The sequence below is a fragment of the Brucella gallinifaecis genome (genome assembly GCF_006476605.1).
GTDB lineage: Bacteria > Pseudomonadota > Alphaproteobacteria > Rhizobiales > Rhizobiaceae > Brucella > Brucella gallinifaecis.
This window is the reverse complement of the sequence record NZ_ML636801.1, coordinates 214,221-239,802: the sequence shown is the minus strand read 5'-3', so window position 1 is coordinate 239,802 and position 25,582 is coordinate 214,221. Positions and strand designations below refer to the sequence as shown.

The window sequence follows — 25,582 nt, the reverse complement described above, 5'->3', positions numbered from 1 at the left end:
CATGTCGCAGGGCAGGTTTTTACAATCTTGAAAATAAGGCCGGACAAAACTGCCCGCTCAAATATCGCTTTATACGCAGCGTGCTGCATCGCTGGAAATCAGTTCTCTATACCCAGAAAACCACCCGATTGGCGTGCCCAGAGGCCAGCATAAATACCACCGCGTGCGATAAGCTCATCATGGGTGCCCTCTTCAACGATGCGCCCTTTATCCATAACAATAAGCCGGTCAAGCGCTGCAATGGTCGACAATCGATGCGCAATTGCAATAACTGTCTTGCCATCCATGAGCTGACGCAGGTTTTCCTGTATCGAAGCTTCAACCTCTGAGTCGAGCGCAGAAGTTGCCTCATCCAGAATGAGAACAGGTGCATCTTTCAAGATTGCCCGTGCAATCGCAATACGCTGGCGCTGACCACCGGAAAGCTTCACACCACGCTCGCCGACAAAAGCATCAAAAGATTTGCGCCCGTTAAAATCTTCAAGCCTGGCGATAAACTCGTCTGCTTCCGCCTGCCGTGCAGCCAGCATGAGATCATCATTGCTGGCATCATCACGTGCCAGCATGATGTTATCGCGCAACGAACGGTGCAAAAGGGCTGTCTCCTGACTGACGACCGCAAAAGCGCGTCTGAGTGAAGCCTGCGTCACATCGCGTACATCCTGCCCATCAACAAGGATTGCGCCCTTTTCGACATCGTAAAGCCGCAGGATCAGATTGACGAGCGTGGACTTGCCAGCACCCGAATGCCCCACCAGCCCGATACGCTCTCCGCCTTTGATGGAAAAATTGATTTTGTCGAGAACACCGGCTGCCTTGCCATAATGAAAAGTAACATTCTGAATATCGATGCGTGCTTCGGTAATGCGCAATGGTTTCGCATCGCGCTTGTCTTCCAGACCAAGAGGAGCAGATAAAAGCTTCATCGAGTTCTCAATGAGACCAAGCTGCCGCAGCATGCCGTTTAACTGCATCATCAACCGGCCAAGCAGCATATTCAGACGCAAGACCAGACCAAGCGTGAAGGACACCTGCCCGACGGTAATCGCATCTTTCGTCCACAAATCGATAGTGATGGATGCAATCACCACAATCATCACACCCGACAGCCCGGTCATGGCAAGCCGCACGCCGGTCAGTGAACGCATGAGCGGAAATATTGCCGCAAGATAGCGCTTGAAACCGTCACGCATATAGCGCTCGTCATCATCAACCGTATTCAGCTTGATTGTCTGGATATTGGAATAGCTGTCTACGATGCGGCCATTGATCATTGAACCTGCTTCAGCAGACGCTTCCGCATTCTTGCGAATACGCGGCAAATAGTGTCTTGCGATCAGACCAAAGACCACAATCCAGACAATAACGGCTGCGGCCAGCCACCAGTCAAGTTGCCCGACCAGAATTAATGTCGTGATGCTATAGATCGCCATAAACCAGACGACCTGAATGAGGCTTTCAATCAGATCGCCTGCGGCCTGCCCCGCCTGCCAGACCTTTGTGGCAATGCGCCCGGCAAAATCATTTTGGAAAAATGCATAGGACTGCCGTTGCACATAGGAATTCGCCTGCCAGCGGATCATGTTGTAGAAGCCGGGCGATAATGTTTGCCCTTCGAGCATCGTCGTAAGCGCCATAACGACAAAGCGAATGATAAGCACCGTAACCGCCATGAACAGCAGTTCAGGGCCAGCCGCCTGAAACAGTTCCGACCAGCTTCGCCCGGCACCGGCCCGGCCTACCTGATCGAGAATATCAACCAGCCTGCCGGTAAAATAAAACAATCCCGCTTCAACCAGCGGCGCAAGACCGCCAACAGCAAGCGCTGCCGCAAGCGGCCATTTGGCCTGACGTGCATAATGCCACAGAAAAGCCAGTATAGTTGAAGGCGGTCTGAGCTGATCCGGTTCTCGGAAGGGATCAACCCAACGCTCGAACAGGCTATAAACCGCTTTCATCAATTGCCCAGTCCTTATTGTGTCAATTCCGCCTGACCCTGCTCATCAAAGCCAAGGAAGCCGCCTGATTGTCGCGCCCATAGTCCAGCATAAATACCACCGAGCGCAACCAGTTCCTCATGCGTTCCGTCTTCAACGATTTTACCCTGATCCATCACGATAAGACGGTCGAGCGCTGCAATCGTTGAAAGGCGATGCGCAATAGCAATAACGGTCTTGTTTTCCATCAGCGTATTGAGACTGTCCTGAATGGCTGCTTCCACTTCTGAATCAAGTGCAGAAGTTGCCTCATCCAGAATAAGGATCGGTGCATCTTTCAACATCACACGTGCAATCGCGATACGCTGACGCTGACCACCGGAAAGCTTCACACCACGCTCGCCGACATGCGCATCCAGTCCGCGCCGGCCTTTGGCATCGGTCAAAAGTGGAATGAATTGATCTGCCTGCGCAAGACGGATAGCGCGTTCGACCATTTCATCCGTCGCATCCGGGCGACCATACATGATGTTCTCTCGCACCGAACGATGCAGCAAAGAGGTGTCCTGCGTCACCATGCCGATGCTGGCACGCAAGGAATCCTGCGTGACTTTGGAAATATCCTGACCATCAATCAGGATACGACCTTTTTCCAGATCATAAAAACGCAACAGCAGATTAACCAGCGTGGATTTACCGGCACCTGAACGCCCGACAAGACCAACTTTCTGCCCCGCCTTGATCTCAAGCGACAGGCCTTCAATAACACCCTTGCCCTTGCCGTAATGAAAGCCGACCTTATCGAAATCGAGCGCACCTTTTTTGACATGCAACCGCGGTGCGTTTTCAACATCGACGACTTCATGCGCTTTCGAAATCGTGGTGATGCCGTCTTCTACTGTGCCGATATTTTCAAACAGCGCCGACATTTCCCACATGATCCATTGCGACATGCCATTCAGGCGCAAGACAAGGCCGATACCGACAGCCACAGCACCAACAGAAATAGCTTCATGCATCCAGAGCTGAATACCAATTGCACCTACTGCAAACAGCAAAATGCAATTCGACAGATAGAGCGTGAAATGAAACATGGTGATCATGCGCATCTGGCGATGCACAGTACCCAGAAAACCATCAAGGCTTTCTTTCACATAAGCTTCTTCACGGCTTGAATGCGAAAACAGTTTTACAGTTGCAATATTGGTATAGCTGTCAACAATGCGGCCAGTCATGGATGAACGCGCATCTGCCTGCTGCTCGGAAATCACCCTCAAACGCGGGATAAAAACACGAAGCAGGATCAGATAAACCACCAGCCAGACGGCAAAGGGGATCATCAAGACAATATCCGCAGAAGCCGCGATAAACAGCGTGCCTGCAAAATAAACGATGACATAGTTGAGCACATCAAGCACCTTCATCACCGTTTCACGCACGGCAAGAGAGGTCTGCATCAGTTTCGTCGAGATACGCCCGGCAAATTCGTCCTGAAAGAATGACATCGACTGGCGGATCAGATAGCGATGCATCAGCCAGCGCACACGCATCGGATAATTGCCAAGCAATGTCTGATGAATGAGCAGCGAATGGATCAGCACAACAACCGGCAAACCAACCAGAACAACACCTGCAATCAATGAAAGCCGCCAACCTTCATTGCTCAGAAATGTCTCCCGCGACTGGTTGGAAAGCCAGTCGACAATATTGCCCATAAAGGCAAACAGCGACACTTCAATGATCGCAATCAATGTTGTGAAAATCGCCATTCCGATAATCCATGGCCAGGAGCCACGGGTATAATACATACAAAAAGCGACCAGCCCGCGCGGAGGCTTGCGCAGCGGTTCTTCAGGATAGGCTTCGAGTCGTTTTTCAAACCATGTAAACATGGCGATCCTTTTACGGGCAGCTTGAAAAAAATCCAAGTTGAAATGGGAACAAATAGGGAATATTTTCGTGATCTATGAAGAAATTAAAATCCAGATACCTTGCCATGTATAGTGTCACGACTTGCGACCAATCAATTTGTGAGCTACGCGCCTGACATGGATCTTCGTATCGCCCTTTATCAGCCCGACATTCCCGGCAACACGGGAACAATCCTGCGTATGGCCGCATGCCTTGGCTTTGCGGTGGACTTGATCGAGCCTGCGGGTTTCGACGTGTCCGACCGATCGCTGAAACGTGCCGGCATGGATTATCTCGAACAGGCCGCCCTTACCCGCCATGCGGATTGGCTGCACTTCAATGACTGGCGTATTCAGGCAAACAAACGGCTGGTTCTGCTGTCCACCAAGGCTGCAATTCCCTATACTGAATATCAGTTTCAGGAAAATGACATCTTATTGTTTGGCCGCGAATCTGCTGGCGTTCCTGAAAATATTCAGGACATGGCTGATGCACGGTTGATCATTCCCATGGTGCCGGGCGCTCGCTCCCTCAATCTTGCCGTTTCAGTTGCGCTCACGACAGGCGAAGCTATACGGCAGCTGAAACGCTAATGATTCCGTTTCAATTCCATAGATAAGAAAGCGGAATCAGTTCCCGAGCCCGATAAATTTTTCTTTGCATGATTGCCGGCCATGCAAGGCCCTCCCTCCCTTTTCCGGCCCAAAATGGTTCTTTTTTCTATGAAACCCTCGCTTCACACATCTATTCTTTCCGCATATCTTCTCGCAACAGCTATTGCCTCGCCTGCATTCGCACAAGGCACGCAAACCATTGCCCCCAAGGTCATGGTCATCACCATGTTTGGTGAGGAGGCAAAACCTTGGCTGCAAGGTGAAAAATTTACACAGAAACTGAAACTGCCGGGTCTGAGCACGGAATATCCTGAGATCGATTGCACGGCAGAAGGCTTGTGCCACATGACCACCGCCATGGGTTTTGCCAATGCCGCCAGTTCAGTTTCGGCCATGGCGCTAAGCGACAAGCTTGACCTGAAGCACACTTATTTTCTCATTGCCGGGATCGCAGGCGTTGATCCAGAACATGGCACACTCGGTTCGGCCCATTGGGCAAAATATGCCGTTGATGCCAATCTCAACCATCGCATTGATATTCGCGAAGCACCGGAAGGCTGGGCAACAGACTTCTTCGGCCTCGGCGCATCAAAACCGGGCGAAAAGCCAAAATGGGCAGCAGGCACAGAAGTCTTTGAACTCAACGGCAAGCTGGCCGATTACGCACTGGCAACGACCCAAGGGATCGAACTTCTCGACAGTGACGATGCGAGGGAATATCGCAAACATTACACGCAAGAGGCTGCAACCAATGCGCCAAAAGTTACGATTTGCGACACAGCATCGGCTGACACCTACTGGCATGGAACAAAGCTTGCCGAGGCAACCGAACAATGGACGAAGCTCCTGACTGATGGCAAGGGCGAATATTGCACATCGCAGATGGAAGACAATGCAACATTGACTGCCCTCAAACGCGCAGCTGAAGCAGGCAAGCTTGACTTCAACCGCGTGGCACTTCTGCGCACCGCTTCAAACTTTGACCGTCAGGGCAAGGACCAGAGCGCGGCTGAATCCTTGTCAGCAAAATCAGGCGGTTTCCCACTGGCTACAACCAATGCCTATCGCGTTGGCAAAACCTATGCCGACAGCATCATCAATGACTGGAAGTCATGGGAACAGGCACCGCAGACAGACGCAAAATAAGCCTGTAATGCTATAACGACTCATCATTCAAAGCATCTTTCGGTGTTACCGAAGGGTGCTTTTTTAAATTGCTAATCTGAATCTCGTTTCAATGTATTAGGCTCAAAAACTGAATCTTCTCTCTAATCAGATGTTGGCAACCTGCGCATGGTGAATTCAATCACATCATCCGGTCGCTCACACCAGCTCTCGATTTCAGTCCAGTAAGCAGCCTTTGGAAAACTCTCGAACCATTCACGTGCCTTATCGCGCGCCGCCTGCCGCGGCAGGGCAAATGTCTCACGGATAAAGCCATCACGCGGAAGTCTGCTTTTACTCGCACGACCTTTTTCAAGCTGCTTGCGCAAGCCTTCCAGCGGCGGGTGGGGCGTAGGTGCTTTCATGCAATCACCTCCCTTTAAAGGAATTATGATCCCTTGATCATTTAAGATAGGGAAGCAACGCGCTTATGACGAGTCTTTTCTTGGGGAGAGCAAATCACGTCGCACGGGCCTGACATCTTCTCGCTTTGCCAGAAGGCCGGACTTTGCTAAGTCATCTGCGAAGAATTATGACGATACATTGCGTAAAAGGATAGAAAAATGCAGCGCGACGAAATTCCGGCAATCATCCCGCAAGATATCGAAGAAAAAAAACTTGCAGCCCAAAACTGGTTCGAAGAATTGCGCGATCGTATCTGCGCAAGTTTCGAACAACTTGAAGATGAATTGCAGGGCCCGCTCTCGGATCAGGAACCGGGGCGCTTTGTTCGCACGCCATGGCAAAAGGATGACGGCAATGGCGGCGGTGGCGTCATGTCGATCATGCATGGCCGCGTCTTTGAAAAAGTCGGTGTGCATGTCTCGACTGTACATGGCGAATTCACCCCGGAATTTCGCAAGCAGATACCCGGTGCCGAAGAAGACCCGCGCTATTGGGCCAGCGGTATTTCACTCATCGCCCATCCGCAAAACCCGAATGTGCCAGCCGTTCATATGAACACCCGCATGGTCGTGACCTCGCGCCAATGGTTCGGCGGTGGTGCGGACCTGACGCCTGTCCTTGATCGCCGCCGCACACAGGAAGACCCGGACACCCTCGCCTTCCACAAGGCTTTCCGCTTCATCTGTGAAAAGCATAAGGACATCGTCGACTATCAGCGTCTGAAAGAATGGTGCGACGAATATTTCTTCCTGCCGCATCGCGATGAAGCGCGTGGCACAGGCGGCATTTTCTATGACTGGCTGCATTCATCTGAAGAAAAAGGCGGGTGGGACAAGGACTTTGCCTTCACCCGCGATGTGGGCCGCGGTTTCTCGGTTGTCTATCCGCATCTGGTGCGTCAGAACTTCAACAAGGACTGGACCCCGCAAGACCGCGAAGAGCAGCTTATCCGCCGCGGACGCTATGTCGAATTCAACCTGCTCTATGATCGCGGCACGATCTTTGGTCTCAAGACCGGCGGCAATGTGAATTCCATTCTCTCATCCATGCCGCCAGTGGTGAAATGGCCATAAAATTCAAATGAAAAGGGCGGGAAATTTCCCGCCCTTTTTCTTGAAGCATTATCCTACGCAAAACCGGTTCCCACTTTTGCTGGAAATGCTTTATGACTTTGGCTGATTGCGAAGCTTTTCAGCCTGCGCATAGAATTTCTTTTCCCACTCATTGTGGTTATCCAGCCCTTCCTTGATGAAGGGGGTGAAGATCGCCAGGTTCATCAAGGCCCAGTTGACAAAACGCGCCGGGAATTTCAGCGGCTTCACAAAATCAACAAACAGCACCACACGTGTATGCTCCGTGTGGTTCCATGCCTCATGCTCATAGGCATCATCGAAAATCAGAACCTTGCCTTCCTGCCAATGGCAGATCTGCTTGTCGACACGGATCGCAAGCTTGTCAGCCGGTTCCGGCACGATCATGCCCATATGCAGGCGCAGCACACCATTATAAGGACCACGATGCGGCGGCAGATGCTTGCCCGGCTCAAAAATCGAGAACATGGCCGTCGTCAGACCCGGAATATGCTGCACCGCATTCCACGTATTGGGGCATGCCTTGATGTTTTGCTCGGACTTCACACCAAAACCCAGCAGGAAGAAGGTCTTCCAGTGATTATCGGTTGAGATCGTCTTCACATCCGACGAAATATCCTGAAACGATGGCAATTCGCTCTGGCGTACCAGCACCTTTTCAAGTTCGGCACGGATGGCCGGATAGGCTTTCTCCACCTCTGCCGCCCATGGGAATGTCGCATTATCATAAACAGGCGGATTGCCGAGCTTGGCATATTTCAGATTAAGCCGCTCTGCCCATGCAACAATACCCATAAAGAAACGTGTAACGGCCCCTGGACGCTCCATAGGTGCAATGCCTTGCGTGCCAAAATTCTGCTGGGGATCAGAAGCAGCGCTCTGCGTAGTTGATGTATCAGGATTGGACATGCCGGGACACTTTCAAAACAAAACCAGTAAACACTGTTCATAAGTGAATGAAACTATGGCTGAATTTTGCAAGTCCTCAGCCGTTCATTTTATTGCGATCAAGTTTGTCCAGAAGCGCTTCGCGGTCAAGACTAAAACCGGAGTCTATCCAGATAGTTTCAAGATTGCGTAACACCTCGCCAAGCCCCGGACCTTTTTCAACACCAAGCGCAAGCAGATCACTGCCCGTCACAGGAAACACCAGCGGCTCATAGTTTTCAGCCGCTTCAAGTAGCCGGGAATAGCCACCAGCGCGGATCATCGCTTCATCGCTGCTTGCCGCTTCCTGACGCGCCGCAGCATAAGCAAGCCGAATACGATCAGTCACTGCCTGCGCACTGCCGCGATAGATCAGTTTCTTCAATGCCTGTTCAGAAATTTCCGACTTGATAGCATCTGCCCTTGCCCAAGCCTCAAGGCGTGCTCGCTCGGCATTCGACATTTTCAGCCGCTTGCCCATTTCCGCCATGCGTGCCGCATCTGGCGGCACCATGCTTTCAAGCCGCAACAGCGCATCAATCGGCCAGCCGAGATCAGCTTCCGTGCGCACAAGCCCATGAATGGCATCAATGCCCCATTTTTCACTCTCAGGCAGAATGGCGCTCAACACGCCCGACTGCCGCATCCAGAGCAGTGAACGCGAAGGGTCCGGGGCGGCCAGAAGTTTTTTAAGTTCAGACCAGACACGCTCGGCGGAAAGCTGATCAAGGCCGTCTTTCAGCCTTGCACTGGCACGCAGACCTTCCGCTTCAGGACGCCCGGAACCATACCATGCAAAAAAGCGGAAAAACCGGAGAATGCGCAGGTAATCTTCACGGATTCTATCCTCAGGATCACCAATGAACCGAAGCGTGCGCGATTCAATATCAGCCAGCCCCCCGACATGATCAATCACATCGCCATTGGCTGTTGCATAAAGCGCATTGATAGTGAAATCACGCCGCTCGGCATCCATCTTCCAGTCAGTGCCAAAGGCAACCTTTGCATGACGGCCATCGGTTTCGATGTCTTTACGCAAACTCGTGACTTCAAAAGCCTGTCCCTGCACAACAACCGTTACAGTGCCATGTTCAATACCCGTCGGCACAGGCTTGAAGCCCGCTTCTTTGGCCAGTCGTACCGTTTCTTGCGGTAGATGTGTCGTTGCAATATCAATATCGCTGACTTTTGTTCCAAGCAGCGTATTGCGAACAGCCCCGCCCACCACACGCGCTTCACCGCCATCGCGATTAAATGCGGCAAAAAATGCCTGCAATGGCTTTTCATGCAGCCACTCGGCCTTGTCAAAAATATTCATTCTATCGCTCAAGCATAGAGCCTTTCATAAAGTCCACGAATAATACCTGCGGTGACGCCCCAGATAAATCGTTCGTGATATGGCATTGCGTAATAAAAACGTTCCTGACCATTCAACAAACGGCTTTCGCGTCGGTGATTGGCCGGATTCATCAAAAAAGAAAGAGGCACTTCAAAAATATCCGCAACCTCATCCGGGTTCGGATACACATCAAAAGGCGTATTGACCACCGCCAGAACCGGCGTGATGGAAAAGCCGCTGCCTGTCAGATAGCGCGGCATATGTCCGATAATTTCAGCCCGATCAGAAACCAGTCCGATTTCTTCATTAGCCTCACGCAGGGCTGCATTTTCAGCCGTTCCGTCATCAGGATCAATAGCACCTCCCGGAAAAGCAATCTGGCCGGAATGTTTGCGCAATTTTTCCGTACGACGCGTAAGCAGCAATGTCGCTTCCGACCCGCGATCCACCACCGGCACCAGCACAGCCGCATCGCGCATTTTTGCTGTCACCATAAATTGGGTAAAGTCGGGATTGAGCACATGATCACCCGTCAGATCATCATGATCCGGCTGCCAGCGACGCACGCGCTGCGCAAAATCATTGGCTGAAAATTTGTCTTTAACATGCTCATTCATGCAATGCCGCCTCCAATGCATCCGCAGATATGATCGGAAAAACCACACCATTTGACCGGACCGCAAACATGATCATGCCATCAATGTCGATCTCTTCACCCAGCGCCACCAGATCATACATGACAGAACGCCCGACCAGCGCCTCAAGTCGTCCCCGCACAGTAATATAGGGTTTGAGACCACCACTTTCCTTCTCAATGACAAAGTGCAAAGGATGATCTTTGCCCACCTCGACCACATCGCCAACATTGGTACGAAAAGTCAGTTTCTGCGCTTCTCCCTCGCCCGAAACCTGCATTTCAACGGCAATGAAATGCGCGTCTTCCACACGGATACCCACTTTTTCCACCGGCGTCACAAGATAGGTTTTGCCGTCCTCGTCCTTGCGCAACACGGTCGAAAAAAGCCGTACAAGTTGCGGTCGACCAATCGGCGTGCCCATATAGAACCATGTTCCATCGGCCCGGATTTCCATATCCAGATCACCACAAAATGCCGGATTCCAGCGCTCGACAGGCGGTATCCCGCGCTCTTTGGTGGAAGGACCGCTACTTGCATCATCATGAGCGCGTGCAATCAGCGCTTCCAGCCCGCTTGCGCTTGCTGGAGCCTTCAATGCACTTTGCGGCTCTTGTTTGCCGTCAGGGGTGCTTTTTGTCATCCGACTCGGTTATCCCTGTGCGAATGTGATTAAAATTCTTAAAGTCATGAAATAGTCACCGTTTCACGGCTTGTCAGCATATATAGTTGTTTAAATCGTAACATTCAGGTGCGGATAGTTTTGCGAGGTCCATATGAGCGTTGTCGTTACCCCCGAAATAACCAATCCCGATGAGATTATTGCACAGGCTGAACATGCCCTCGCCGATATCGCACTTATCCGGGAAAATATAGGCACGGTTATTTTCGGGCAGGAAAGCGTTATTGAACGCACGCTTGTTGCAATTCTGGCTGGCGGCCATGCACTGCTCGTCGGTGTTCCGGGCCTTGCAAAAACCAAGCTCGTCGAAACGCTCGGCACCGTGCTTGGCCTTTCAGGCCAGCGCATTCAGTTCACGCCCGATCTGATGCCCTCCGATATTATCGGCTCGGAAGTGATGGAACAGGATGCCGATGGACGCCGCTCTTTCCGCTATCTCAAAGGCCCGATCTTCACGCAGCTTTTAATGGCCGATGAAATCAACCGCGCCTCGCCGCGTACCCAGTCCGCCCTTTTGCAGGCTATGCAGGAATATCATGTGACCGTCGCCGGTCAGCGTTATGATTTGCCTGCGCCTTTTCACGTGCTTGCAACGCAAAACCCGCTGGAACAGGAAGGCACCTATCCGCTGCCCGAAGCGCAGCTTGATCGCTTTTTGATGCAGATCGATATTCTCTATCCTGAACTCGACGCCGAACGCCGCATTCTGCTTCAAACAACTGGTGTCAGTGAAGCAAAGGCACATGCGGTTCTGGATGCACAACGACTGCAAGAAATGCAGACACTGGTGCGCCGCATGCCGGTTTCGGAAAGCGTGGTTGATGCAATTCTCAAACTTGTGCGTTCTGCACGACCTGATGCTGATAATGAACATGCGAAAAAGCACATCGCATGGGGTCCGGGTCCACGCGCAAGTCAGGCGCTGATGCTGTGCGCACGGGCACGGGCCTTGTATCAAGGCCGCCTCGCTCCCTCCATTGATGATGTGAAAGCACTGGCCGAGCCGGTTTTGCAACATCGCATGACGCTCAATTTTGCAGCCCGTGCGGATGGTATGTATGTGCGTGATGTCATCGCCAATCTGGTGAAGGCTGCCGCCTGATGGTGATTGGCGCAGAAGTTTCAACAGCAAACCGCAAGGATACTTTGGCACGTGCACGAGCGCGCGCAGCCAGTATTCCCGATCTTCTGGTTGAAGCGCAACGTGTCGTCAACACTGTGATGAATGGCTGGCATGGCCGCCGCAAACGTGGCCCCGGTGAAAATTTCTGGCAGTTCCGACCTTATGTAAAGGGCGAAACACTCGCCCATATCGACTGGCGGCGCTCGGCGCGTGACGATCATACCTATGTGCGCGACCGCGAATGGCAATCCGCGCATACGGTCTGGCTGTGGTGCGATTTCTCGCCCTCAATGCTCTATCAATCGCAATTCTCAACCATTTCCAAAGAAGCGCGAGCACTGGTGCTAACCTTGGCTTTGGCCGAAATTCTGTCGCGTTCGGGCGAGCGCATTGCATTCCCATCGCTGTTGCAGCCTTTTTCAGCCCGCAATGGTGCGGAACGATTGGCAAGCGCCTTGATGCATGACACCGCCTCACGCCCCTTACCTGATATTGATCAGATCCGCCGCTTTTCTGAAGTGGTGCTCGTTTCAGACTTCCTGCAACCGCTTGATGAACTGACAAGCCTGCTTGACGATCTGGCACGTCGCGGTGTTCGTGCGCATCTGGTCGAAGTCGCAGACCCGGCAGAAGAAATATTCCCCTATTCGGGACGTACCGAGTTTCGTGATCCTGAAACAGGAAACACATTGATTGCAGGCCGTGCAGAAACCTATCGGGAAGACTATCGCCGTCTCTATGCCGCACGCCGCGAGACACTGGCAGATTTTTGCCGACGTCTTGGCTGGAGTTTTACCACGCATCGCACCGACACACCTGCGACACAGGCTTTGTCGCGTTTGCATGATTCTTTGAGTGTATCCTCTTCAGGAGGCATAGGCTGATGAATTTCCTGCCTTTGGCTTTTGGCACCCCACTCATTCTGGCCGGCCTTGTTGCGCTGCCCCTTATCTGGTGGCTGCTGCGCATGACGCCACCGCGTCCGCAGGAAGAAACCTTCCCGCCATTGCGCATCCTGGCACAATTATTCAAACGCGAAGAAGTCGCTTCCAAAAGCCCATGGTGGATGACACTGCTGCGCCTGTTCATTGCTGCTCTTGTTATTTTCGCGCTTGCTTCACCCGTCTGGAACCCACGCCCTCTCGCCCTTTCCGGCAATGAACCGCTGGCCATCGTCATTGATAATGGCTGGGCATCGGCAGAAGACTGGACGCAACGTGTGGCGGCTGCAGAAAAACTGATTGCCGATACAAAAAGCGCAAACGCACAGATTTATGTACTTGGCACGGCAGAACCAGCCAATGCGGATATTGGACCTTATGATACAATCCGCGCGATTGAGCGCCTGCAAGCCTTGCAGCCGCGGCCAATTCCTGTTGATCGCAAGGCAGCATTTGATCGTCTTGCATCAACCCTGCCGCAAGGCGAACAAATACGTCTGGCATTCATGAATGACGGGCTGGCCACCGACACCGACACCGACAAGGATATGTTTGCACAGCTTGACCAGCAGGGACGACTGGCCTCAGTGCTCTGGTATGCGGCTGATCTCGACCACCTTGTGGTGCTGACCAGCGTTGAAAACAAGGTGAACAGCCTTGAAGCAAAAGCAATCCGTCCCGAAGGCATAACCATGCCGCGCATGCTAAGAGCTGCTGCCTTTGACGACAAAGGCCGCCGGATCGCCGAAGCACCTCTGTCTTTTGCTCTGGGGAGCACAGAAGCGACAGCAAGCTTTAATCTGCCGGTCGAATTGCGCAATGATTTCCGCGTGATCCGCATTGACGGCGTCCAGCAAGCCGGAGCGACACGCCTGATCGATGCCGGATCAGAGCGCCGCACCATTGGTCTTCTTGCCAGCGGCGATGGTGATCTTGCCCAGCCGCTATTGTCACCGCTGCATTATATTTCGCGTGCGCTTTCGCCCTATGCAAACCTGATCGAACCGCGCTCGGCAGACCTGACAAAAACCGTGCCGGAACTGCTTGATATGAAGCCCTCTGTTCTTATCATGGCCGATATTGGCACCCTGCCCAAGCCTGTAGAAGGACAGCTTTCAAAATGGGTCGAAGATGGCGGCACGCTGGTGCGCTTTGCCGGACCTCGCCTTGCCGGCGCCAGCGAAAACGACCCGCTTCTGCCTGTCCGTTTGCGCAAAGGAGAACGCGCTCTGGGTGGAACACTGTCCTGGTCCGAGCCGCAAAAACTGCGCTCATTTTCAGGTAATGGTCCCTTTGCGGGACTGAATGTACCGGATGATGTAACAGTCACACGACAGGTGCTGGCCGAACCTTCCTTTGATCTCAACGACAAGGCCTATGCGACACTGGCAGACGGCACGCCGCTTGTCACAGGCGAGAGCCGTGGCCGTGGCAATGTGGTTCTCTTCCACAGCTCGCCCGATGCCACATGGTCGAACCTGCCAATTTCCGGCTCCTTTGTCGAAATGCTGCGCCGCATCGTGTCGCTCTCGCAGCGCACCAGTTCAGAAGCTGATCAGCAGTCCGTTTCGCTGCCGCCTTACCAGCTTTTATCAGCATATGGCGAACTCACACCGCCCTCATCGGAAGCAAAGCCAATTGTGGTGGAAAAAGACAGATTGCCCGATGTCAGCATCAACACGCCACCCGGCTTTTACGGCAATGAGGATGGTCTGGAAGCGCTCAATATTTTTGCAAGAATCGATACCAAACTATTGCCAATGATCCCGCCCACGCTTTCAGTTGGATTAACGCCTGCATTCTATGGTGCAGATCAGTCAATTTCTCTGCGTGGTCCGTTCTTTGCGCTTGCCGCGATGCTTCTGGCGCTTGATACATTGCTCATGCTCTGGCTGCGCGGCGCATTGCGTCGTCGCATGAAAACCCGCTCGAAAATTGCAAGTCTGGCCATTCTCATTGCAGCGGCATCCACTATCGGCCTTATGCCCGTATCTGTGCCACCCGCCGAGGCGCAACAGATATATAATGACAGCAAGCCGGGCGATGAAACCATCATCAATTCGGTTTCACAAACCCACCTTGCCTATATCATCACCGGCAATGCTGCGACTGATGACATCAGCAAAGCCGGCTTGCGCGGTCTGACTTATGCACTTGGTGATAAAACAGCCTTGGAACCGGGCGATCCGATTGGTGTCGATCCCGCGAAAGACGAACTGGCCTTCTATCCGCTGATCTATTGGCCGATTGATCCCGATGCGCCAATGCCAACGCCTGAGGCAATCGCCAAAGTGGACGCCTATATGCAGCAGGGCGGAACCGTGCTTTTTGACACGCGTGATCAATTGCAGGCGGGCGCAAGTCTTGATGCATCGGCCTCCCCCGCCAATCAGCGCCTGCGAACCATACTCAATAGCATGAATGTGCCGCCGCTTGAGCCGGTTCCCCATGATCATGTGCTGACAAAATCCTTTTTCATCATGCCCGATTTTCCCGGTCGTTATCAAGGCAGTCCCCTATGGGTTGAAGCAGCTGCATCGCCTGATGCAGCGCGGGATCGGCCAGTGCGCACCGGCGATGGTGTTTCGCCCATCATGATCACTGCCAATGATTTTGCAGGCGCCTGGGCCGTGGATGAACAGGGCAATCCGCTGTTGCCAACGGTTCCAAACGATCCAATGCAGCGCATCTATGCCATTCGTGGCGGCGTGAATATCGTCATGTATATGCTCACCGGCAATTACAAATCTGATCAGGTCCATGTTCCCGACCTGCTGGAACGGCTGGGGAATTAACGCATGTTTCGGAAAAGTGGAAACCGGTTTTCCGGCAAAAACATGCGCGGGGAAGTTTGACATGAATATAGAGTTTGAACCCTTCCTCTCTCTGCCATGGCTGATTGGCATTCTGGCGCCTTTGGCGCTGCTCGTATTGATAACGATATTCCTGCGCATGCGCGGCGGAATTCTCCGTGGTCTTGCAGCCATTGCCCTTGCGCTGGCACTGCTTAACCCTGTCATCGTCAGTGAAGAGCGTGAACCGCTGAAAAGCGTTGTGGCCGTTGTGGTGGATCGCAGCCAGAGCCAGCAACTGGGCGAACGCCACGCGGATACAGATATAACGCTCAAAGCCGTGCAGGATCAGCTTGCAACCCTGCCGCAATTTGAAACGCGGGTGGTCGAAGCAGCCGAACCCGGCGAAAACAATGATGGCTATGCAACGCGCCTGTTCGAACCGCTTGCACGGACATTGCTTGATGTTCCGCCATCACGTGTTGCAGGCGCTATTCTGATCACCGATGGTCAGGTGCATGACATTCCGGCCAATAAAAACGCCCTCGGCTTTGATGCGCCTGTCCATGCGCTCATCACCGGCAAGCCGGACGAGTTCGACCGTCGCATCAAATTCAACAAAGCGCCGCGCTATGGCATTAGCGGCAAGCCGCTGGAAATGTCCTTTACCGTCATTGATGAGGGAAAAAGCCTCGGTAGCCCGGCACCAGTCGAAATCCGCGTCAATGGCGAGAAGGTCAGGGACGAGCAAGCGCAGGTCGGGCAGGAAACCCCGATCACGATTGAACTGCCGCGTGCTGGCGTCAATATTGTCGAAATCACCACGCCAGCAATTTCTGGCGAAGTGAGCGATGCCAATAATCGCGCTGTCGCAACAATCGACGGTATTCGCGAAAACCTGCGTGTGCTTCTGGTTTCAGGCGAGCCGCATAATGGCGAACGCACATGGCGCAATCTGCTCAAATCCGATGCCGCCGTGGACCTCGTCCATTTCACAATTCTGCGCCCACCTGAAAAGCAGGACGGCACACCGATCAACGAATTGTCGCTGATTGCTTTTCCCACACGCGAGCTTTTCGTCGACAAGGTCAATGAGTTCGATCTGATCATTCTGGACCGTTACCAGCACCGCGATGTGCTGCCGCTGCTCTATTATGATTATATCGCGCAATATGTGGAAAATGGCGGCGCATTGCTGGTTGCAGCAGGACCGGAATATGCTGGCAATATGTCGATTGCCCAGACACCACTTTACAGCGCCCTGCCCGCCATGCCGACCGGCACAATCACGGAAAAAGCCTTTTATCCGCGCCTGACAGAGCTGGGCAAACGCCACCCCGTCACCCGCGGCCTTGATGGCAGCGATCAGGAACCGCCGCATTGGAGCCGTTGGTTCCGCACAATCGACATTAGCGAACCGCGCGGCGAAACCGTCATGAATGGCGCTGACGGCAAGCCTTTGCTTGTGCTTGATCGCGTGGGCAAAGGTCGTGTTGGCATGTTTTTATCTGATCAGGGCTGGCTCTGGGCGCGTGGCTTTGAAGGCGGCGGTCCCTATGCCTCGCTTTATCGCCGCATCGCCCACTGGCTGATGCAGGAACCGGAACTGGAAGAAGAAGCACTGACAGCAGGCGGCAATGGCCGCACGCTCACCATCCATCGTCAGACGATGGGCGATAATCCCGGTCAGGCAATCATCACCACGCCATCGGGCAAAGAATTGCAGGTCAATCTTACTGAAGGCAAACCCGGCCTGTTCAACGGCACATTGCAAACTGATGAAATAGGCATTTTCCGCGTGAAAAATGGCGATCTGGAAACACTCGCCCATGTCGGACCTGTCGATGCACCTGAATTTTCAGACAGCATTTCGACAATTGACCGCCTGCAACCGCTGGCAGATGCGACCGGTGGTTCGGTCCATCGCGTGCATGAAACTGCTCAGAGTTCAGTTTCGCTGCCAGCAATCGCGGCTGTTGCGGCTGGCCGTGCCGCAAGCGGCAATGACTGGATCGGCTTGCGTGAGACGACAGATACACAATTGAAAAGCGTCAACCGTCTGCCATTGTTCTCAGGATTGTTTGCGCTGGCCGCCCTGCTTATGATCTTTGGCGCAATGTGGTATCGTGAGGGGCGGTAAAACAAGCCCCTCATTTTAATTCTCACGCTCTGCTTGCATGCTGAACAATGCCGCTTACTCCATTAAGCGCATTGGCCGCGATCTCGCAGGCCAGCATCCGGCGCGGATCAACAGGTGCAGGCATGATCATGCAACCGGGCTGCACCATCTTGAAGCCAAATGGTGCATAATAAGGCGCGTCACCGACCAGAACAATCAGCTTGTGACCGGCTTTCCCAGCAGCCTCGATCGACATGCGCATCAGCTTGCCACCAATGCCGCGATTTTTCCATTCAGGCCGTACCGCCAGCGGACCGAGCAACAAGGCTGGTGTTTTTCCCACCACAACAGGCGTCTGACGTACAGAGCCAACCACGATACCCCCCATCAGCGCAACAAAAGACAGGCTGAGATCGTGCGGGCCACCTTCACGAATAAAATGGGCTGCCTTGGTAAAACGTGCGGGACCAAAAGCCTCGGCATTGATCGCCTCGATCTCGAGGTCATGCGCCGGGTTTTCCTGTGCAAAGGTCAGTTCAAGTTGCTGCATGGTAAAATTGCCTGAAAAGGAAGCTGGTGGCGATAAAGCCAATGGAATGCAATCTGCGCAGTTTGAGCACAGTTCCAACTTTCATCGTCGGATGAAACGCATTCCAGTCATTATTCTCTCCAGCGTGGGCAAATTGAATGATACCGCAATTTGCCAGTTGCCTAACACCAAATTGATCACAGGTAAAACAATTTCTTTCAAAACGGCAGCCTGAACTTATCTTTTTGATACGGTTACGCACTGTTCACGCCTTGCAAGCCTGTCAAATGGCAGCTTTCCCGCTATTTTACTTATCAAAAGGAGAAATAAGCATGGGACTTCTGGTTGACGGCAAATGGCATGATGTCTGGTATGATACGAAAGCCACCCAGGGCCGTTTCGAGCGCTCAAAATCGCAATTCAGAAACTGGGTAACGGAAGATGGCAGCGCCGGTCCAGCTGGCGAGGACGGTTTCAAGGCCGAAGCCGGACGTTATCACCTATACGTTTCCTATGCCTGCCCATGGGCGCACAGAACGCTCATTTTTCGCGCATTGAAAAAGCTCGAAAATGTTATTTCTGTCTCTGTCGTCGATGCGTTGATGCTGGAAGAAGGCTGGACCTTCTATGGCACCACAGGCAGTAGCGGAGATGCGCTTTATGGCGCAAAACGTCTGCACGAGATCTATACCCGTGCCGATCCGCATTATTCTGGCCGGGTGACGGTTCCTGTTCTTTGGGACAAGCAGGGTGAAACCATCGTTTCAAATGAATCTTCTGAAATCATACGCATGTTGAACAGCGCTTTTAACCAATTTGGCGATGCTGCGCTTGATTTCTATCCAGAAGAGCTGCGCAGTGAAATCGATGCATTGAATGATTTCATTTATCCAAACATCAATAATGGTGTTTATCGTGCAGGCTTTGCCACCACACAGGATGCTTATGAAGAAGCCGTCGAACAAGTATTCAGTGCGCTCGACAAGATAGAAAATATCCTGTCAAACAACCGCTATCTGACAGGCGACAGCCTTACCGAAGCCGACTGGCGTCTTTTCACGACACTTGTGCGCTTTGATCCGGTTTATGTCGGGCATTTCAAATGCAATTTACGTCGAATCGCAGACTATCCAAACCTGTGGAATTATACACGTGAACTCTATCAGGTGCCCGGCGTGGCAGAGACTGTGAATATGAAACATATCAAGGACCATTATTATCGCAGTCACAGGACGATCAACCCGACAGCCATCGTTCCTGCTGGCCCGGATATCGATTTTACAGCACCCCACAATCGGGGCAAGCGCGATAACTGAGCTTTTTTTGCAACAGTCTCTTCCGAACGTCTTTGATTTATAAAATCTTGTGCGCCCCTTTGATCCTGATCAATGGGGCGCTTTGCTGTCAGGTTCAAACTGCACCCATCACTACCCAAGATTTTTCAGACTACGGCTTTATGCCAGAATTCAGGAGAGACTGATGAACCGCTTTGCCAAAGGGCTTCTTGCTGCAACCGCGCTGACATTTGCCGCACCCGCTGCTTTTGCAGCAGATGCGATTGTCGCACAGCCCGCAACCGAAATCATCGCCGTTCCGCAGGCTCTGTCACCATGGCAGATCCGTGTACGCGCCCTTGGCGTGATCGCTGAAAACAAAGGCTATGTAAACGAAGCGCCTGGTTCGGGTCTTGATTACTCAAAGTCAATTACGCCGGAACTCGACATCACCTACTATTTCACCGACAATCTGGCCGCTGAACTCATACTCGGCACCACCTATGCCAATATCAATGGCACCGGCTCGATTGAAGGTCTTGGCAAGGTTGGCAAAGTATGGATGCTGCCGCCAACGCTGACCATGCAATATCATTTCACCAACTTTGGTGCTTTCAAGCCCTATGTCGGCGCAGGTGTGAACTATACGATCTTCTATAATCAGGATGCAGCAGGCGTTGAGTATCTGAAAGTGAAGAACACCTTCGGCGGCGCGCTTCAGATCGGCTTCGACTATATGCTCGATGAGCATTGGGGTATCAACTTCGACGTGAAAAAGCTGTTCCTTGAACCAAAATTCGATGCAACACTGGTCGGTGGCACACAGGTAAGCGGCAAGGCCAAGCTCAATCCTTGGCTGATCGGTACCGGTATCACCTACCGTTTCTAAGCATAGACAAGGGCGCGAAAGCGCCCTTTCTTTTACCAGTTGGGCAAAGGTTCCAGATCATGCAGCGCCTCCTGCAAGCGCCGCTTGGTGGATGGCGTTGTACCTTCAGGCAAATCATCAAGCCGGAAGAAACCGGCTTCTGCAATTTCCCTGTCTCGTTTTTTCGGTTCGGTTTGCGTAAAAGACCGGCAGATATAAAGCGCAACATGATCACGCTTTGAAGCATGCGCATTCTTGTAAAGCGCAAAAAGCTCCGGCCGGCCTGTCAGAAGAATATTGCCTTCTTCGCGCAGCTCTTTTTCCAGAGCCTGCCCGAATGTTTCACCACTATCGACACCACCGCCCGGCAATTGCCAGCCGGAAACATAAGTATGTTTCACCAGAAAAACGGAATTGCGCTTTTCATCAAACACAATTGCCCTGACGCCCAGCGTCATTGGACGCCTCAATAAAAAATAGGTATGAAATAAAAAATGGCGCAAGCGCATACCGTCAATCCCGGACATGTTTTCTTCGCAACATCATTGTACCAAAGACATCAATAAAAACTCTCTAAATACGGTTTCGATTTAAATAATAATACAGTACACCCATACTATGTTTCGTCTCACCCATATTTCAGACATCCACCTGTCGCCTCTGCCGCGCATCCGCTATCGCGAGCTGGCATCAAAGCGCATCACCGGTTACATCAACTGGATGCGCAATCGCAAAGGCGCCATGCACACAACGGTGCTGGATACTCTGATTGCTGATATGCTGGCACAAAAGCCGGACCATATTGCCGTAACAGGTGATCTCGTCAATCTGGCGCTCAATCTTGAAATAGATATCGCTCATGACTGGCTGTTGAGCCTCGGCGATCCGGACAATGTTTCTGTCGTTCCCGGCAATCACGATGCCTATGTGCCGGGTGCGCTCGATAAATCGTGCCGCAAATGGGAGTCATGGATGCGCGGCGATGGTGTCAATAACCACGGCAAACGCCCCATCTTCCCTTATATGCGTGAACGCGGACCGGTTGCAATGATTGGCGTTTCATCAGCGCGTGCCACGGCACCTTTCATGGCCAGCGGTGATTTTCGTTCGGCACAGGCCAAACGCCTTGCCTTGGCGCTTGATGAAGCGGGATCGCGTGGGCTTTTTCGCGTGGTGATGATCCATCACCCACCAATCCATGGGGCAACACACACCCATAAACGGCTCTATGGTATTCGCAAATTTCAGAAAATCATTCAAAAACATGGTGCCGAACTGATCATTCACGGGCACACGCATCTGGCAACCCGCTATGATATCGATGGGCCGAATGGAAAAGTTCCGGTTATCTGCGTGCCCTCGGCCAGCCAGAATTTCGGCGGACACAAACCACCTGCACGTTATAACATCTTCGATATTGACCGAAGACCGGAAGGCGGCTGGCAATGCCAGTGGGAACAGCACGGCATCGAAGACGAAAGCCAACGCATAATCAAGATTTCGGAGCAGACGCTTTACTAGTTCCCCCGTTCAGGGTCAAAATCCTGGCGGCTCGACAGAGCAGAGCGTCGCACATGGCCATTCGTAACATGCGCGGCGCTCTGGCGAAAATACGATCAGCGCTTTTGGAATGAAATATTACATTTCTTGCGCACAGATGCGCGCTGCAATGCATCCATTTCGCCTTTCAAACGGGCAACTTCTGTAGCCTTGATGCCGTCCCCTTCATTGAAGAACAAGGCGGGCAAGAAGAATACAATCCCCACGCCGGTTTTTACAGCATCAGCCGTAGCAGCAGAATCCTGCTTACCAATCGCCGCGGCAGCAGCCTGAGAAAGGCGAACACCTTCCTCTTTCATGGCAGAACAAGACATTGAATCATAAACAGCAGTTGAAACATAACTTGGTGCAATATTCTTTGCTTTCGATGCACATCCTGAAACAACAGCCAAAATGGAAAAACAAACAACTATATTTTTCATTAATAACTCACAATAAAATTGAAAACAAATATAGTCATTAGTGCAAAATGTGAATTTTTAATGGCAACAATAATTATGTATTTTATATTGCAGATTTTATAATAATAAATTTCAAAATACTTCTTTATTTACAAAAAAGGCGGCCAAACAGCCGCCTTTTTTCACTTAATACTAATTCATAACTACACGATTAGCTGCTGAAACAATGGCTTCAAGTGAAGCGCTGACAATATTGTCATTGATGCCGACGCCAAACAGTTTTCCACCCGGATAAGCAACTTCAACATAAGAAATTGCCGCAGCGTCTGAACCCTGTTTCAGCGAATGCTCGGAATAATCAATGATCGACATCTCAACACCGAGATATTTCGACAAAGCATCAACAAAGCCGTCAATCGGACCGGTTCCCCGGCCCTCTATAGTCTTCGTGACACCATTATCGGTGATTTCAGCGGTCAGAATACGACGACCCTTCTGGTCAGGATCAGGATAGGTATGGTGATCAACAAATTTGATGCGCCCATCCGCCTGCTCGACATAGAGTTTCTGGAATTCGTCATGAATACGCTTTGATGGCAGCTCCTTGCCTTCAACATCGGTAATGTTCTGAATGATTTCACGGAATTCCACCTGCAAATTGCGTGGCAGATTAAGACCGTAATCAGCTTGCAGAATATAGGCGATGCCGCCCTTGCCCGACTGGGAATTGATGCGAATAATCGCTTCATAAGAACGGCCAACATCCTGCGGATCAATCGGCAGATAAGGCACTTCCCAGACCGGAGAATTGGCGGTCTTGCGAACCTTCATACCCTTGTTGATTGCATCCTGATGCGAGCCTGAGAAAGCAGTATAAACCAGTTCACCCACATAAGGATGACGTTCGGCAATCTTCAACTGGTTGGAATATTCGTAAACATCCTTCATGCGATTGATGTCACGGCAATCGAGTTGCGGATCAATACCTTGCGTATACATATTGAGCGCCAGCGTCACCACATCGACATTGCCGGTGCGTTCGCCATTGCCAAACAATGTGCCTTCAACACGATCAGCACCAGCCATCAGGCCCAGTTCGGTCGCAGCAATGCCCGTGCCACGATCATTATGCGGATGCAGCGAAATGATCAGGTTTTCACGATTATCGAGATTGCGGCACATCCATTCAATCTGGTCGGCATAAACATTTGGCGTGTTCATTTCGACAGTCGATGGCAGATTGAGAATCAGTTTGTGCTCAGCCGTCGGCTTGACGATTTCCGTCACCGCATTGCAGATTTCCAGCGCCACTTCCAGCTCGGTTCCGGTAAAGCTTTCCGGTGAATACTGGAAGCGATAACCGCCACCAGCTTTCGCAGCCATATCCATGATCATCTTGGCGGCATCGGTTGCAATCTGCTTGATGCCCTTGACATCCTTGTTAAACACCACACGACGCTGCAATTCACTGGTCGAATTGTAGAAGTGAATGATTGGCGTCTTGGCACCCTCCAGCGCTTCAAAAGTACGGGTGATCAATTCAGGGCGGCACTGAACCAGCACCTGCAAATCAACCTCATCAGGCGTATCACCCTGCTCGATTGCCCAGCGGCAGAAGTCAAAATCGGTTTGCGAAGCCGATGGAAAACCAATTTCAATTTCCGGGAAACCCATATCGACCAGCAAGCGAAACATGCGCTCCTTGCGGTCGTGGCCCATTGGATCGATCAGCGCCTGATTACCGTCACGCAGATCGACCGAACACCAGACAGGTGCCTTTTCAATGCGTTTTGATGGCCATGTGCGGTCGTCAAGTTTCGGATAAGGAAAGGGTGAATACTTCACCGCAGCATCAGGCATACCCTTGTACTTGGTTTGCGTCTGCGTAGTTTCCATATGGCTCGTTGCGGAATTGGGCGTATTTACATTCTGGTTCATGGTCTTCTCATCCTCCCGGCGCATGGGACAGTTCTCTACTGTCATAACGACCCGGTCATCTCTTCTAAAATTCAAACTCGGATTTTGAGAAAGGAGCATGCGTCAGCGGGACTTCAATCGACCGCCGGACGCTCCTTTCAACGAGCCCGGCGATCGCCGCTAAGGCCGAGGGTAAGAAGCGAGTTTAGAACGCAAACATTCACACGCGCGCTGAAAGCGGCGGCAGAATGTTCCAAAGATGTTGCGTTCTTCATTACCATGCAATCGCTTTTACACGTGAGGTTCTAAACGCGCAAGCTGCTATTTCGCTCACGCAAACGGAACTGAGCTTGTACCAATCGGCAATTTTGCTTCATCCTCCGGTTCAACATGGATCACAACACGTGCGCTTTCGATCTGTGATTTCAAGGCATCTTCGATTCGGTCGCATATGACATGCGCATCACCCACGCTCATTTCAGCGGCCACCACCAGATGAAACTCGATAAAGGTAACACGGCCAGCAATCCGGGTCTTGAGATCATGAACTTCAATCGCACCACCTGCACTTGCTGAAATCACATCGCGAATACGCATTTCCTCGGCAGGCTCGACACCAATATCCATCAATCCTTGCACGGATTTGTTGATAACACCCCAGCCCTGCCAGAGAATGTTGATCGCAACCAGAATGGCAAGCAGCGGATCGAGAATGGCCCAGCCGGTAATAACGGCTCCCACAAGACCAACCAGAACACCGACCGAGGTAAACACATCCGTCATGATGTGCTGCCCATCGGCTTCCAAAGCAGGTGAACGCGCATTGCGACCCGTGCGGATCAGCAGCAACGCCCAGAAACAATTGATCGCTGCTGCAACAGAATTGATTGCAAGCCCCAGCCATGGCTCGTCCATCTGGCGCGGTGTTTGCATCGCAGACCATGCTTCTTTGGCAATCAAAAGCGCAGCAATCGTGATCAAAACGCCTTCAACAACTGCCGATATATATTCAGCCTTATGATGTCCAAACGGGTGATTTTCATCGGCTGGCTTGTAGCTGACGCTGATCGCCCACCAGGCACCAAAAGCCGCGATCACATTGACAATGGATTCAAGCGCATCCGAATAAAGCGCAACAGAGCCGGTCAGCGCATAAGCGAGATATTTCAAACCCATTACGCCAAACGCAACAGGAATCGACCATGCGGCAAGCCGCCGAACTTTTACACTCGCGTCCATCACGAACCTTAATTCTTTAAATTCTTATCCCGACAACCGGGTTTGAGCTTAAGCTTAAGCTCACTGCGCATTCACGCTGGCCAGGCCAGTCAGCAGCATTTCGACAGACGTTCT

The 25,582-nt window shown here is 52.0% G+C and carries 23 protein-coding genes; 11 read left to right on the top strand and 12 right to left on the bottom strand.

Annotation, left to right across the window (positions count from 1 at the left end):
* Window positions 1-98: 98 nt before the first annotated feature.
* Both FHY56_RS03290 and FHY56_RS03285 read right to left on the bottom strand, forming a co-directional pair.
* On the bottom strand, window positions 99-1,958 hold the full coding sequence (locus tag FHY56_RS03290; RefSeq protein ID WP_140903750.1) for an ABC transporter ATP-binding protein: 1,860 nt from the start codon (window positions 1,956-1,958) through the stop codon (window positions 99-101).
* Window positions 1,959-1,972: 14 nt separating this feature from the next.
* On the bottom strand, window positions 1,973-3,829 hold the full coding sequence (locus FHY56_RS03285) for an ABC transporter ATP-binding protein (RefSeq protein ID WP_140903749.1): 1,857 nt from the start codon (window positions 3,827-3,829) through the stop codon (window positions 1,973-1,975).
* 156 nt (window positions 3,830-3,985) lie between these two features.
* Here FHY56_RS03285 and FHY56_RS03280 point away from each other — a divergent pair, with 156 nt between their 5' ends.
* Complete coding sequence (locus FHY56_RS03280; RefSeq protein ID WP_140903748.1) at window positions 3,986-4,441, top strand: tRNA (cytidine(34)-2'-O)-methyltransferase; 456 nt, start codon at window positions 3,986-3,988, stop codon at window positions 4,439-4,441.
* Between the two features lie 129 nt (window positions 4,442-4,570).
* Window positions 4,571-5,608: a purine-nucleoside phosphorylase gene (locus tag FHY56_RS03275; RefSeq protein ID WP_140903747.1), complete on the top strand. Its 1,038-nt coding sequence runs from the start codon at window positions 4,571-4,573 to the stop codon at window positions 5,606-5,608.
* Between the two features lie 122 nt (window positions 5,609-5,730).
* On the opposite strand, the gene FHY56_RS03270 is transcribed toward FHY56_RS03275, so the two are convergent.
* Window positions 5,731-5,991 (bottom strand): hypothetical protein, encoded by a 261-nt coding sequence (locus FHY56_RS03270; protein WP_140903746.1) that lies wholly within the window; start codon window positions 5,989-5,991, stop codon window positions 5,731-5,733.
* 198 nt (window positions 5,992-6,189) lie between these two features.
* Between FHY56_RS03270 and hemF the strand changes: the two genes are divergently transcribed.
* Entirely contained in the window at window positions 6,190-7,104 is a 915-nt protein-coding gene (hemF, locus tag FHY56_RS03265; protein WP_140903745.1) for an oxygen-dependent coproporphyrinogen oxidase, read from the top strand.
* A gap of 90 nt (window positions 7,105-7,194) precedes the next feature.
* Here the strand turns inward: hemF and FHY56_RS03260 are convergent, their stop codons facing one another.
* From FHY56_RS03260 to FHY56_RS03245, 4 genes are all read right to left on the bottom strand, one after another.
* On the bottom strand, window positions 7,195-8,031 hold the full coding sequence (locus FHY56_RS03260; protein WP_140903744.1) for an ornithine lipid ester-linked acyl 2-hydroxylase OlsC: 837 nt from the start codon (window positions 8,029-8,031) through the stop codon (window positions 7,195-7,197).
* A gap of 76 nt (window positions 8,032-8,107) precedes the next feature.
* Window positions 8,108-9,367, bottom strand: a complete 1,260-nt coding sequence (locus tag FHY56_RS03255; RefSeq protein ID WP_140903743.1) for a CCA tRNA nucleotidyltransferase — start codon at window positions 9,365-9,367, stop codon at window positions 8,108-8,110.
* Window positions 9,368-9,375: 8 nt separating this feature from the next.
* Window positions 9,376-10,005: a CoA pyrophosphatase gene (locus tag FHY56_RS03250; protein WP_140903742.1), complete on the bottom strand. Its 630-nt coding sequence runs from the start codon at window positions 10,003-10,005 to the stop codon at window positions 9,376-9,378.
* Entirely contained in the window at window positions 9,998-10,666 is a 669-nt protein-coding gene (locus FHY56_RS03245; RefSeq protein ID WP_140903741.1) for a DUF1285 domain-containing protein, read from the bottom strand. The genes FHY56_RS03250 and FHY56_RS03245 overlap by 8 nt, the downstream gene beginning before the upstream one ends.
* 133 nt (window positions 10,667-10,799) lie before the next feature.
* Between FHY56_RS03245 and FHY56_RS03240 the strand changes: the two genes are divergently transcribed.
* The 4 genes from FHY56_RS03240 (at window position 10,800) to FHY56_RS03225 (ending at window position 17,701) form a co-directional block, all read left to right on the top strand.
* Window positions 10,800-11,807 carry an AAA family ATPase gene (locus FHY56_RS03240; protein WP_140903740.1) on the top strand — a complete coding sequence of 336 codons (1,008 nt, stop codon included), beginning with the start codon at window positions 10,800-10,802 and terminating at the stop codon, window positions 11,805-11,807.
* Window positions 11,807-12,712, top strand: a complete 906-nt coding sequence (locus FHY56_RS03235) for a DUF58 domain-containing protein (RefSeq protein WP_140903739.1) — start codon at window positions 11,807-11,809, stop codon at window positions 12,710-12,712. The genes FHY56_RS03240 and FHY56_RS03235 overlap by 1 nt, the downstream gene beginning before the upstream one ends.
* Complete coding sequence (locus FHY56_RS03230) at window positions 12,712-15,564, top strand: DUF4159 domain-containing protein (RefSeq protein WP_140903738.1); 2,853 nt, start codon at window positions 12,712-12,714, stop codon at window positions 15,562-15,564. Before FHY56_RS03235 ends, FHY56_RS03230 begins: the two co-directional genes overlap by 1 nt.
* Window positions 15,565-15,625: 61 nt before the next feature.
* Window positions 15,626-17,701: a hypothetical protein gene (locus FHY56_RS03225; RefSeq protein ID WP_140903737.1), complete on the top strand. Its 2,076-nt coding sequence runs from the start codon at window positions 15,626-15,628 to the stop codon at window positions 17,699-17,701.
* Window positions 17,702-17,723: 22 nt separating this feature from the next.
* Here FHY56_RS03225 and FHY56_RS03220 read toward each other — a convergent pair whose 3' ends face one another.
* Entirely contained in the window at window positions 17,724-18,230 is a 507-nt protein-coding gene (locus FHY56_RS03220; protein WP_140903736.1) for a GNAT family N-acetyltransferase, read from the bottom strand.
* Between FHY56_RS03220 and FHY56_RS17740 the strand changes: the two genes are divergently transcribed.
* From FHY56_RS17740 to FHY56_RS03205, 3 genes are all read left to right on the top strand, one after another.
* The gene (locus tag FHY56_RS17740; protein ID WP_158447726.1) at window positions 18,229-18,444 is read left to right on the top strand and encodes a hypothetical protein; all 216 of its coding nucleotides are present in this window, start codon (window positions 18,229-18,231) and stop codon (window positions 18,442-18,444) included. The genes FHY56_RS03220 and FHY56_RS17740 overlap by 2 nt on opposite strands.
* Window positions 18,445-18,541: 97 nt before the next feature.
* On the top strand, window positions 18,542-19,525 hold the full coding sequence (locus FHY56_RS03210) for a glutathione S-transferase family protein (RefSeq protein WP_140903734.1): 984 nt from the start codon (window positions 18,542-18,544) through the stop codon (window positions 19,523-19,525).
* A gap of 163 nt (window positions 19,526-19,688) precedes the next feature.
* Window positions 19,689-20,372 (top strand): OmpW/AlkL family protein, encoded by a 684-nt coding sequence (locus FHY56_RS03205; protein ID WP_140903733.1) that lies wholly within the window; start codon window positions 19,689-19,691, stop codon window positions 20,370-20,372.
* 32 nt (window positions 20,373-20,404) lie between these two features.
* Here FHY56_RS03205 and FHY56_RS03200 read toward each other — a convergent pair whose 3' ends face one another.
* Window positions 20,405-20,860 (bottom strand): NUDIX domain-containing protein, encoded by a 456-nt coding sequence (locus tag FHY56_RS03200; RefSeq protein WP_140903993.1) that lies wholly within the window; start codon window positions 20,858-20,860, stop codon window positions 20,405-20,407.
* Window positions 20,861-20,969: 109 nt separating this feature from the next.
* Here FHY56_RS03200 and FHY56_RS03195 point away from each other — a divergent pair, with 109 nt between their 5' ends.
* On the top strand, window positions 20,970-21,872 hold the full coding sequence (locus FHY56_RS03195) for a metallophosphoesterase family protein (protein ID WP_140903732.1): 903 nt from the start codon (window positions 20,970-20,972) through the stop codon (window positions 21,870-21,872).
* A gap of 95 nt (window positions 21,873-21,967) precedes the next feature.
* Here FHY56_RS03195 and FHY56_RS03190 read toward each other — a convergent pair whose 3' ends face one another.
* From FHY56_RS03190 to FHY56_RS03180, 3 genes are all read right to left on the bottom strand, one after another.
* Window positions 21,968-22,333 (bottom strand): hypothetical protein, encoded by a 366-nt coding sequence (locus tag FHY56_RS03190; protein ID WP_140903731.1) that lies wholly within the window; start codon window positions 22,331-22,333, stop codon window positions 21,968-21,970.
* A 171-nt stretch (window positions 22,334-22,504) separates the two neighbouring features.
* Window positions 22,505-24,250: a 2-isopropylmalate synthase gene (gene leuA / locus FHY56_RS03185; protein WP_140903730.1), complete on the bottom strand. Its 1,746-nt coding sequence runs from the start codon at window positions 24,248-24,250 to the stop codon at window positions 22,505-22,507.
* Between the two features lie 309 nt (window positions 24,251-24,559).
* The gene (locus FHY56_RS03180) at window positions 24,560-25,468 is read right to left on the bottom strand and encodes a cation diffusion facilitator family transporter (protein ID WP_140903992.1); all 909 of its coding nucleotides are present in this window, start codon (window positions 25,466-25,468) and stop codon (window positions 24,560-24,562) included.
* Window positions 25,469-25,582 lie beyond the last annotated feature (114 nt).

What these genes read in the sequence shown, in the direction of transcription:
- FHY56_RS03180 (WP_140903992.1), bottom strand. Translation starts at nt 25,468, where the DNA reads ATGGACGCGAGTGTAAAAGTTCGGCGGCTTGCCGCATGGTCGATTCCT.
- FHY56_RS03250 (WP_140903742.1), bottom strand. Translation starts at nt 10,005, where the DNA reads ATGAATGAGCATGTTAAAGACAAATTTTCAGCCAATGATTTTGCGCAG.
- FHY56_RS03290 (WP_140903750.1), bottom strand. Translation starts at nt 1,958, where the DNA reads ATGAAAGCGGTTTATAGCCTGTTCGAGCGTTGGGTTGATCCCTTCCGA.
- FHY56_RS03205 (WP_140903733.1), top strand. Translation starts at nt 19,689, where the DNA reads ATGAACCGCTTTGCCAAAGGGCTTCTTGCTGCAACCGCGCTGACATTT.
- FHY56_RS03245 (WP_140903741.1), bottom strand. Translation starts at nt 10,666, where the DNA reads ATGACAAAAAGCACCCCTGACGGCAAACAAGAGCCGCAAAGTGCATTG.
- FHY56_RS03240 (WP_140903740.1), top strand. Translation starts at nt 10,800, where the DNA reads ATGAGCGTTGTCGTTACCCCCGAAATAACCAATCCCGATGAGATTATT.
- FHY56_RS03210 (WP_140903734.1), top strand. Translation starts at nt 18,542, where the DNA reads ATGGGACTTCTGGTTGACGGCAAATGGCATGATGTCTGGTATGATACG.
- FHY56_RS03190 (WP_140903731.1), bottom strand. Translation starts at nt 22,333, where the DNA reads ATGAAAAATATAGTTGTTTGTTTTTCCATTTTGGCTGTTGTTTCAGGA.
- FHY56_RS03200 (WP_140903993.1), bottom strand. Translation starts at nt 20,860, where the DNA reads ATGCGCTTGCGCCATTTTTTATTTCATACCTATTTTTTATTGAGGCGT.
- FHY56_RS03270 (WP_140903746.1), bottom strand. Translation starts at nt 5,991, where the DNA reads ATGAAAGCACCTACGCCCCACCCGCCGCTGGAAGGCTTGCGCAAGCAG.
- FHY56_RS03285 (WP_140903749.1), bottom strand. Translation starts at nt 3,829, where the DNA reads ATGTTTACATGGTTTGAAAAACGACTCGAAGCCTATCCTGAAGAACCG.
- FHY56_RS03260 (WP_140903744.1), bottom strand. Translation starts at nt 8,031, where the DNA reads ATGTCCAATCCTGATACATCAACTACGCAGAGCGCTGCTTCTGATCCC.
- FHY56_RS03230 (WP_140903738.1), top strand. Translation starts at nt 12,712, where the DNA reads ATGAATTTCCTGCCTTTGGCTTTTGGCACCCCACTCATTCTGGCCGGC.
- FHY56_RS03235 (WP_140903739.1), top strand. Translation starts at nt 11,807, where the DNA reads ATGGTGATTGGCGCAGAAGTTTCAACAGCAAACCGCAAGGATACTTTG.
- hemF (WP_140903745.1), top strand. Translation starts at nt 6,190, where the DNA reads ATGCAGCGCGACGAAATTCCGGCAATCATCCCGCAAGATATCGAAGAA.
- FHY56_RS03255 (WP_140903743.1), bottom strand. Translation starts at nt 9,367, where the DNA reads ATGAATATTTTTGACAAGGCCGAGTGGCTGCATGAAAAGCCATTGCAG.
- FHY56_RS03225 (WP_140903737.1), top strand. Translation starts at nt 15,626, where the DNA reads ATGAATATAGAGTTTGAACCCTTCCTCTCTCTGCCATGGCTGATTGGC.
- FHY56_RS03195 (WP_140903732.1), top strand. Translation starts at nt 20,970, where the DNA reads ATGTTTCGTCTCACCCATATTTCAGACATCCACCTGTCGCCTCTGCCG.
- FHY56_RS03220 (WP_140903736.1), bottom strand. Translation starts at nt 18,230, where the DNA reads ATGCAGCAACTTGAACTGACCTTTGCACAGGAAAACCCGGCGCATGAC.
- FHY56_RS03275 (WP_140903747.1), top strand. Translation starts at nt 4,571, where the DNA reads ATGAAACCCTCGCTTCACACATCTATTCTTTCCGCATATCTTCTCGCA.
- FHY56_RS03280 (WP_140903748.1), top strand. Translation starts at nt 3,986, where the DNA reads ATGGATCTTCGTATCGCCCTTTATCAGCCCGACATTCCCGGCAACACG.
- FHY56_RS17740 (WP_158447726.1), top strand. Translation starts at nt 18,229, where the DNA reads ATGGTAAAATTGCCTGAAAAGGAAGCTGGTGGCGATAAAGCCAATGGA.
- leuA (WP_140903730.1), bottom strand. Translation starts at nt 24,250, where the DNA reads ATGAACCAGAATGTAAATACGCCCAATTCCGCAACGAGCCATATGGAA.